Origin of the sequence: Winogradskyella sp. (assembly GCF_013213975.1) — a bacterium.
Taxonomy (GTDB): domain Bacteria; phylum Bacteroidota; class Bacteroidia; order Flavobacteriales; family Flavobacteriaceae; genus Winogradskyella.
On record NZ_JABSST010000152.1, the window covers coordinates 1 to 2398 of the forward strand.

4 protein-coding genes and 1 pseudogene are annotated in these 2398 nt (G+C 33.7%); all 5 read left to right on the forward strand.

Going from position 1 to position 2398, the window contains the following annotated elements; genetic code table 11:
* A pseudogene (locus HRU49_RS14515) lies at window positions 1-411 on the forward strand (hypothetical protein); the annotation flags it as partial.
* On the forward strand, window positions 408-1145 hold the full coding sequence (locus HRU49_RS14520) for an SCO family protein (RefSeq protein ID WP_296358429.1): 738 nt from the start codon (window positions 408-410) through the stop codon (window positions 1143-1145). The pseudogene HRU49_RS14515 and the gene HRU49_RS14520, both read left to right, overlap by 4 nt.
* Window positions 1146-1147: 2 nt before the next feature.
* Window positions 1148-1672, forward strand: a complete 525-nt coding sequence (locus HRU49_RS14525) for a DUF420 domain-containing protein (protein WP_296358431.1) — start codon at window positions 1148-1150, stop codon at window positions 1670-1672.
* Window positions 1673-1674: 2 nt separating this feature from the next.
* Window positions 1675-1917 (forward strand): hypothetical protein, encoded by a 243-nt coding sequence (locus HRU49_RS14530; RefSeq protein WP_296358433.1) that lies wholly within the window; start codon window positions 1675-1677, stop codon window positions 1915-1917.
* Window positions 1918-2032: 115 nt separating this feature from the next.
* The coding region (locus HRU49_RS14535; protein WP_296358435.1) for an ATP-binding cassette domain-containing protein at window positions 2033-2398 on the forward strand (366 nt) is incomplete at its 3' end.

Consider the following 2398-nt stretch of genomic DNA (forward strand, 5'->3'; position numbering starts at 1 on the left):
TTACCATTTTCCGCAAAGGAAGAAGCAGAAGATTTACTTAAAGAAATTAAGTCATACGAAGATTTAAGGTTTTGGCATTTATTATATGCGGATGAATCCGAAATTAGAAGAGTATTTACAAGTTTAAGATCGGAAGTAACTCTTAATGAAAATCTAGCTGTTGATGCGGTCTATATTGTAGATAGAGATCTTAATCAAAGAGGAAGACTGGATGATAGAACAGATGAGCAAGTTGAAAATAACACACCAATTTATGGTCTCTTTGATTATGATTGCACCCAAGTTTCGGAATTAAAAAATAAAATGGCAGCCGAAGATATGCGCGTGCTATTTAAAGACTATCGCGAAAACCGTAAAGGAGCTTTTGATGAGTCAAATCAGCGTAGAGAAAAAGGATTGATAAAACAATGAGTAATAAACCCAACTATTCATATATAGGCATAGCTACTGTTATTTTGGTATTCGGTATCATCTTTATACCAAAGATTATTAATAGGGTAAGTTCTGATGATGTGTCAAGAGATGAAAGTCGAAGCAAAGCGGTGACTACTCAAAAAAGTAATTTGGCGTACTTAGAAATAAACAATGAATCTAAAAGGGTTCCTGCATTTAGTTTTGTAAATCAGGATGGAAAAACGATTACCAATGAAGATTATTTAGGAAAGGTTTATGTGGTTGAATTTTTCTTTACTACTTGCCCGACTATTTGTCCAATCATGAACAAAAATTTAGTTGAGGTTCAAGAACATTTTAACGATTTTCAAAATTTTGGAATAGCATCATTTACAATAACTCCAGAGATTGACACACCAGAGGTTTTAAAAACCTATGCAGAAAACTATGGGATTACAAATCCAAATTGGCATCTGATGACTGGTAATGAAGATGCTATTTACAAACTAGCTAACGAAGGGTTTAATCTGTATACCGCCAAAGACGAGACTGTAGAAGGTGGGTTTGAGCACTCAGGTAATTTTGCCCTTATTGACAAAGAAGGATATATACGTTCTAGACGAGATAAGTTTGGAAATCCAATGATTTTTTACAACGGACTCATACCTGAGTCTGTAGGTGTTGATGAGGATGGGATTTCTCAAGAAATAACAATTTTGAAAGAAGATATCGCTAAATTATTAAACGAATAGATATGAGTGAAGCTGATTTAAACAAGGAAAAGCAATACAATAAATGGATAGTAGTACTTTCTATAGCTATTCCATTAGTTGTAGCATTACTATTCAATGTGAAAATTAATGCTGAATTACCTATTTTTTTACCACCAGTATATGCCGTAATTAACGCAATTACTGCAGTAGTGTTGGTGATTGCTGTGGTTATGATTAAACGCGGTAACCGGCAAATGCATGAGCGGTTAATGAAAGTGGCAATAGCACTATCTGTGTTGTTCTTGGTGATGTATGTAGCTTATCATATGACTAGTGATTCCACTAAATATGAAGGGAGTTACAAGACGATATATTTTTTCATTTTAGTCAGTCATATAGCACTATCTATAGCGGTTATCCCTTTCGTGCTTATAACTTATGTTAGAGCTATTACTAATAACATTGAAAGGCATAAAAAAATAGCAAAAATCACTTTTCCACTTTGGCTTTATGTCGCTGTTACTGGTGTTATAGTTTATTTAATGATATCTCCGTTTTACGCGTAATTATGAAGCAAAGGTTGTTACTTTTTTTACTTTTCTTTCTGACCTTCTTTACGACTAATGCGCAATGTGCTATGTGTCGTGCAGTCTTAGAAAGTGGTGAAGATCAATCTGCAGCGGAGGGTATAAATGATGGGATAATGTTTTTAATGGCAGTGCCTTATATTTTGGTGGCGATAATAGGTTATTTTGTCTACCGTACTTACTATAAATCTCAACAGTCAAAAAAAATAGACGAGATACTGTAACAATTTTATTTTTAAATAGTCTTATATCTGTAGTGTTTGTAAGTAATTCTTAACAAATACTTAGCATAAAACACCTTGTGTTTTGTGTAATATTGCATCAATCAACCATCATCACATGATACAAATCAAAGATTTACATAAATCTTATCATATGGGAAGCAATTCGCTTCACGTACTCAAGGGAATTAATTTTAATGTCGAGTCAGGGGAATTAGTCTCAATTATGGGTTCCTCAGGATCTGGTAAATCTACACTTCTCAACATTTTAGGAATGTTGGATGAGGCTGATGAAGGGCAATACATATTAGATAATGTACCTATTCGTGGCTTAAATGAAAAGCTGGCTGCTAAATACCGAAACGAATTTTTAGGATTTATTTTTCAATCCTTCAATCTTATCAATTACAAATCGGCTTTAGATAATGTGGCTTTGACACTTTACTATCAAGGCATCTCTAGAAAAGAGCGTTTAGAAAAAGCA